Source organism: Bacteroidota bacterium (genome assembly GCA_038746285.1).
In the GTDB taxonomy this organism is placed as follows: domain Bacteria; phylum Bacteroidota; class Rhodothermia; order Rhodothermales; family JANQRZ01; genus JANQRZ01.
Genome location: JBCDKT010000003.1, coordinates 149,216 through 155,264, shown reverse-complemented (window position 1 = coordinate 155,264; position 6,049 = coordinate 149,216). Strand labels below are relative to the sequence as shown.

Genomic DNA, 6,049 nt, shown 5'->3' with positions numbered 1-6,049 from the left:
GCCGTGACGTGCTCGCGGACGACGTGGAGGTTGTTTTCGCCGACGTTCCCCTCGGCCGCCGAGAAGTCGCCCATCGCCATGGGGTTGATCCAGCGGTCGACGTCCGATTGGTCGTCGCCGCGCCACTGCGCCGCGTCCTTGTGCATCGGGACGTCCTCGGGCTCCCAGTGGTTGGCCTTCATCGTCCGGTAGAGGTCGTAGGCCCAGGCGTACCGGAGGGGGAGGAGGTTGAAGGCGAGCGTCTCGCGGCCATTGATGACGCGCTTGCTCGCGAGGGCGGCCTCGGCCTTGTCGCCGTCGAGGATGAACGTCCGGTCGCCGAGGGTGTAGGTGGTCTGCATAAGCCTGGGGGCAGGCCGGGATGCGGAGCGGGCACGTGCCACGGTGCCCCCGCGCGGCGGCCGGGCCCGCTGCGGAGGGCGTCTCCGCAAAAAAGCCCGACCCCAGGCGCGGGTTCGGGCGTGCAGACGGCGGCGGCGGGGCTCCAGGGGGGCTCGGCGAAGCGCGAGCCGGGTGGAACCGGCGACGTCACAGTCGCAGTCCGACCCTCTGGTCCCGGAGGTGGAAAGCAGGCGCGGCGAGCAGGTCTCCTGGCTCACGACGGCCCAGATCGCTCTGGAGGCGGCTTCTCCCCTGCGCCCTTCCCAGCCGAAGCCAGTGGGTGCAGCGTCGTCGAAGCCGCCGACGCGTCGCTTACAGTTGCGGGCACAGCCCCGGAGTCTCTCCTTCGGATCGCTCCAGAAGGTAGATCACCGGCGTTCCCTCTCGCGCCCTGCGCAGAGCCGTGGCTCGGCGCAGGAACTCGCAGCGTAGTGAGTCAACGGACTGTGAAGATAGGGTACAGAGCACTGTCACCCCACGTCCTTTTTCCACAATCCGTCCACAGCGCGGCGTGACGCTCAGCCTGCCACTGCTTCTCCGGCGAGCCGCTCGGCGATCCACCCGCCCCAGAGAAGGGCCTGGTGGAACCGGACGCACGGGCCGAACCCGGCGGCGGCCGTCTCGCGCGCCAGCGTCTCCTCGTCGGCGAGGTGGACCTGCTGCTCGACCCGGCCGAAGAAGGCGTCGGCTTCGTCCTCCGGTACGCCGGCGCGGTCGAGGGCGCGCTGCCACGCTGCCCACAACCGCTCGAACGCCGCGTCGGAGGCTGGGCGAAACAGGTCGGCCTGGACGAACGGGGCACCGGGGCGCAGGCGCTCGGCAATCGCCTGGAAGTAGCCAGCCCGCACGTCGGACTCGAGGGCGAAGTGGGCCACGCAAATCGAGGTCGCCGCGTCGAACGGCCCGGCGGCGTCGACGGTCTCGACGGTGCCTTCGAGGCAGCGGACGCGCTCCCCCAGCCCAGCTCTGTCGGCGCGGTCGGCGCAGACCGCCAGCATGTCCGCCGACGGGTCGACCGCCGTGAACGTCCAGCCGGGAGCGGCGCGCCCGAGCCGCTCGACCTCGGCCCCAGTCCCGGCGCCGACGACGAGGATGTGCGCCGACGGCCCGAGGGTGCCTGTGAGGAGGTCGGCGATGTGGTCGTGGAGCACCTCGTAGCCCGGCGAGACGCGGCGGATGTGGTCGTCGTAGTGCGCGGCGCGTTCGGCGTCGAAGCGTCCAGCCTCTAGCTCACTCATCGGTCTCTGGGTTCAGCGCGGGCGGATGGGGATGCGCGCAGCGGTACGGTCCCACTGGATGCGGAGGTCCACACCCTCCCCCTCCGGCACGAAGTCGATCACGAACGCCTCGACCGTCTCGTCGAGCGCCTCCGGCGCAGCGTCGGCCGTGAGCACATCGTTCGCGGGGTCGTACTCGTCGGCGAGGTGCATCCCGAGGACCGAGTTGAGGTGGAGCGTCCAGCGGTCCGGCCGCGGCGTCGTGAAGAGGCTGTAGACGCCCGGCTCCAGGTCCTCGCCGCCGACCGTCACCGGCACGGTCACGACGAGCTCGGTGGCACGGTGCGCGCCCGTCGACCACACCATGTCGTAGCCGACGAGGCCGCCGAAGATCTGGCGCCCGCGCGCGTACGGCTTGCCGTAGGTGACGTGGAGGTAGCCCCCGCCCGGCAGCCTCGCTCCGGCCCGCCCGACAGCGCTACCTGGCGGAGGGTCTGCCGGGTCGAGCCGGAAGCCTTCGACGACGAACGTCTCGGCCTCGCCGGCGGCGGCCTCGGCGTGGTCGTGCTGCGCAGCGACGGGCAGCGCGAGGAGCAGCGCGAGTGCTGCAAGAAGCAGTCGGCTAGTCATTGGTCTGCCCGGCTTCGAACTGCTCCATGAGGGGCAGGACGCCGGCGTCGTACATCGCCTGCATCATAGCGAGCACGCCGGGTGGCGTCGTTTCGGGGCTGCCGCCGGGGAACGGCGGGGCCGGGTCGTACTCCATGTCGAGCATCACGCCCTGCGCGTAGGACGTGCTCCACAGGTCGGCGAGGAGGGCGAGCGACATGTCCATCCCGGCCGTGACGCCGGCCGAGGTCCAGTACTTCCCGTCCTGGGTGAAGCGCTCGTCGGAAAACGTGGCCCCGTACTTCGTCATCATCTCCTCGGCGCGGTACCAGTTGGTCGTCGCGCGGCGGCCGTCGAGGAGGCCCGTCGCGCCGAGGATCCAGGTCCCCGTGCAGACGGCGGCCGTGGCCTGCGTCGTCTGGTCGATCCGCCGGATCCAGTCGTGCACGCGCTCGTCGTACGTAGCCTCGATGGTGCCCGTGAAGCCGCCGGGGACGACGAGGATATCGAGCGCGTCGACCTCGGCCATGAGCGTGTCGGGGACTATCTCGACGCCCATCACAGTCGTGACGGTGCCCGGCTCCACCGCGACGAGGAGGGTCTGCGCGCCCATAAACTGGCCGAGCACATAGCGCGGCCCCATCAGGTCGAGCTCGTTGACGCCGTCGTAGACGAGGATGCCGATGGTCTGGATCGGCATACGCGGCGACCCGAGCGCCGCCATCATCTCGGCGTGGGTCTGCTCCGTCATGCCGGGCATCTCGGGTGCGGTCTGCCAGGCCTCCTCAAGCGTAGGCGCGGTCTGGGCGAGAACGGGCGTCGCGAGGAGCGCGAAGCCGAGCACGATCACAATCTGTTTCATGGCATCTAGGTTGGCGAAGCGATAGAACGAGGCAGCCGGAGCTAGTAGCGTGCCCGCAGCGTGAGGCCGAGCGTGCGTGGCGGCCCGGCGAGGCTCCGGCGGTTGAACGAGGTGTCGGGCGATCCGTAGACGAGCACCCGCTCGTCGCCTAGATTCTCGATCCAGAACGCTGCCTCGAACCGCCCGGCCTCGACGCCGAGCCGTCCATCGAGGATCGTGTAGCTGTCCTGCCGGAGGTCGTTCTGGATGTCGGTGAAGTAGCCGCCGACGTTGCGGACCTCAGCACGTGCGAAAACGGCGACACCCGGCGCGACGGGCAGGCGGTACTGCGCCGCCCCGTAGAGCGTCCGCCCCGGAGCATTCGCCAGCCGGTTGCCGCTGACATCGGTCTCGACATCCTCGAAGGTCTCGGGGTCGGTGCGGACGAGCACGAAGTCCTCGTACTCGGTGTCGAGGAGGCTCAGCGCGGCGTCGAGCCGCAGGCCGTCCACCGGGAGGGCCGAGACTTCGAACTCCACACCCACCGACCGGGCATCGCCGACGTTTTCGCGGGCAAACGTGAACGGCCCGACGAGGTTGAAGAACTGGAGGTCGGTCCACGAAATGAAGAACGCCGCCGCGCTCGCCGAGAGCCGGTCCCCAAGCCGGCCCTTTGCTCCGACCTCGACGTTGTCCGAATACTCGGGGTCGAAGATCACCGATGCGTCGACGCTGGGCGCGATGCGCTGTGCGTTGACGCCACCGGCGCGGAAGCCGCGCGTGTACGAGGCGTAGACGCTCACGTCGTATGAGACGGCATAGCTCAGGGCGGCCTTCGGCGACAAGGCCGAGTATGTCCCGCTTACCGTCGTGTCCGGCCGAAGGACGGTTTCGACATCGCCGTCAAGCACGGAATCGCCGAAGCCATTGAACGTCGCCTCGCGCCGCTCATAGTCGTAGCGCAGCCCGAGTGTAAAGTCGAGACGGTCTACGAGGCCGACCGTCGCCTGCCCGAAGGCAGCGAAGCCTGCGTTGTTGGCCTCGTTGCGGAAGATGGCGAACGAGTCCTCGCCCGTGCGGAACGTCAGATTCGTCGTCGGCTCCTGCGCGGTCTGGAGGAATCCGAAGACGCCAACCGTCGCCTCGACCGGCGCGTCGCGGCCCGCTGTCGTGGCACGGAGTTCCTGCGAGAGCACGGTCTGGACGTTGCGCCCGCCACGCTCGCCGTCGGCGAACGAGTCGAAGATGCCGCCCGAGTCGATGTCCTCGAACTGCAGCCCGATCCGTTGGACTGTCGAGGTCGAGGTCACGGCGACCTCAGGCGCGGTGTAGGTCAGCGAAAGTGCCCCGTTCAGAATGTCGCGCTCGTGCGAGCCGATCCGGGCGAGGTTGAGCGCGTCGGGCGTCTCGAGTGCGATCTCCTCACTGAGCGCCCCGACGAAGAACGCGCTCGCGTCCGACGATTCGAGCTGCGCTTTGAGGTTGAGCGCGGCCTCGAACCGGTCCGACGGCAGCCACCGCAGCGTCGCGTTCCCGTAGAGCGCCTGCTCCTCGCCGACCTCCGCCCCGGCCGCGTCCGGGAGCGGCAGGAAGGTGCCCGTCGTGTCGTTCTCGAAGTAGCCGTCGCGCCGCTGGTAGAGCAGCGAGGCCCCGCCGAACAGCTCGCCCCGGACGATCGGCCCGCGCACCCCGGCGGCGTAGCGCTGGAGGCCGAGGTTGCCCGCGCTTGCCTCGGCAAAACCCGCGATGGCGTCGGTCGGCCGCTTGGTCACGATGTTCACGACCCCGCCAAGGGCGTTGCGCCCGAAAAGCGTCGTCTGCGGCCCGCGCAGCACCTCGATCCGCTCGATGTCGGTGAGCGCAAACCCACCTGCGAGAATATCGACTCCGTTCACGCCATCGACGTAGGTCACGACCGCCGGGTTTTCGCTGAAGACCTGGATGCCGCGAATCGACTGGATCGCCTGAAAGCCGACGCCGGACTCCTGGTAGAGGTAGCTCGGCACGCGGCCATTCAAATCACCGGCCTCCCACACGCGGGCGTCCTCCACCTCCCGCGCCAGGATCGAGGTCACGGCGACCGGCGCGTCGAGCAGCCGGGCCTCGTCGCGCTGCGCCGTGACGACGATGTCGTCGAGCGCCGCGTCTTCGGCCTGGAGCGTGATGCGGAGGTCAAAGGCCGGGACGTCGACCGGGACGATGCGCGTCGCGTAGCCCACCGCGCTAACGCGGAGCCGGACCGCCCCCGGCGCGAGGTCGAGCGCGAAGCGGCCCTCCGCATCGGTGGCGGCACCCTGCGGTGTGTTGAGCACGACCACGTTTGCCGACGGGATGGGGACGCCGCTGCCGTCGGTGACGGTGCCGGTGACGGTGGGCTGAGCCGCCGCGGTTGTGCAGAGGCTGGCGAGGAGGAGGAGAAGGCGCATCGATATGAGACAAGTGAAAGAGATCGGTGGATCATACCGGCGGCTCAGTCGCTCGGGGCTTCGGTCGGGAAGTCGGCGAGGGCGCGGACGGGGACGCGGAGCGGCTGCGCCCCGGCGCGGGCGAAGTCGAGCGCCACGTCGAGCGTGTCGCCGGCGGCGAGCGGCGCCGCGAGGCCGATCAGCATGACGTGGAAGCCGCCGGGCCGGAGCGAGACGCCCTCACCCGCCGGGACAGGAATGCCCCCCTCGACCTGGCGCATCCCGCGCAGCCCCTCGCCCGCGTCGTAGGTCTCGTGGACCTCAACCTGAGCCGCGCCGTCGAAGCGTGCCCCGACGAGTGTGTCGGCCTCCGCCCCGCCACCGATCTCGACAAACACCGCGCTCGTGCCGTCTTCGGGCGCAGCCGGGGCGAACGCGTCGGACAGGGTGAGCACGGCGGGCGCTGGATCGGCAGCAGGGACCGGCTCAGCGGCAGGTTCAGGGTCGGCGGGCGGGTCGGTGGCGCAACCGGCGAGAGTGACGAGGACGAGCAGGAGGAGGAAACGGCACATGGCGTTGGGGATGAGAGGGGGACC

6 protein-coding genes and 1 riboswitch are annotated in these 6,049 nt (G+C 69.9%); all 6 genes read right to left on the bottom strand.

Annotated features, from left to right (window positions below; translation table 11 throughout):
- Positions 1–341 (bottom strand): ribonucleotide-diphosphate reductase subunit beta (locus AAGI91_02205; protein ID MEM1041417.1); only part of this gene is annotated, 341 nt, incomplete at its 3' end.
- 221 nt (positions 342–562) lie between these two features.
- A riboswitch (cobalamin riboswitch) is annotated at positions 563–821 on the bottom strand.
- A 78-nt stretch (positions 822–899) separates the two neighbouring features.
- Complete coding sequence (locus tag AAGI91_02200; protein ID MEM1041416.1) at positions 900–1,619, bottom strand: class I SAM-dependent methyltransferase; 720 nt, start codon at positions 1,617–1,619, stop codon at positions 900–902.
- A 12-nt stretch (positions 1,620–1,631) separates the two neighbouring features.
- Entirely contained in the window at positions 1,632–2,228 is a 597-nt protein-coding gene (locus AAGI91_02195; GenBank protein ID MEM1041415.1) for a DUF2911 domain-containing protein, read from the bottom strand.
- Positions 2,221–3,069 carry a DJ-1/PfpI family protein gene (locus tag AAGI91_02190; GenBank protein MEM1041414.1) on the bottom strand — a complete coding sequence of 283 codons (849 nt, stop codon included), beginning with the start codon at positions 3,067–3,069 and terminating at the stop codon, positions 2,221–2,223. Before AAGI91_02190 ends, AAGI91_02195 begins: the two co-directional genes overlap by 8 nt.
- Positions 3,070–3,110: 41 nt before the next feature.
- Positions 3,111–5,474, bottom strand: a complete 2,364-nt coding sequence (locus tag AAGI91_02185; GenBank protein MEM1041413.1) for a TonB-dependent receptor — start codon at positions 5,472–5,474, stop codon at positions 3,111–3,113.
- Positions 5,475–5,518: 44 nt separating this feature from the next.
- Positions 5,519–6,025 (bottom strand): copper chaperone PCu(A)C, encoded by a 507-nt coding sequence (locus tag AAGI91_02180; protein ID MEM1041412.1) that lies wholly within the window; start codon positions 6,023–6,025, stop codon positions 5,519–5,521.
- Positions 6,026–6,049 lie beyond the last annotated feature (24 nt).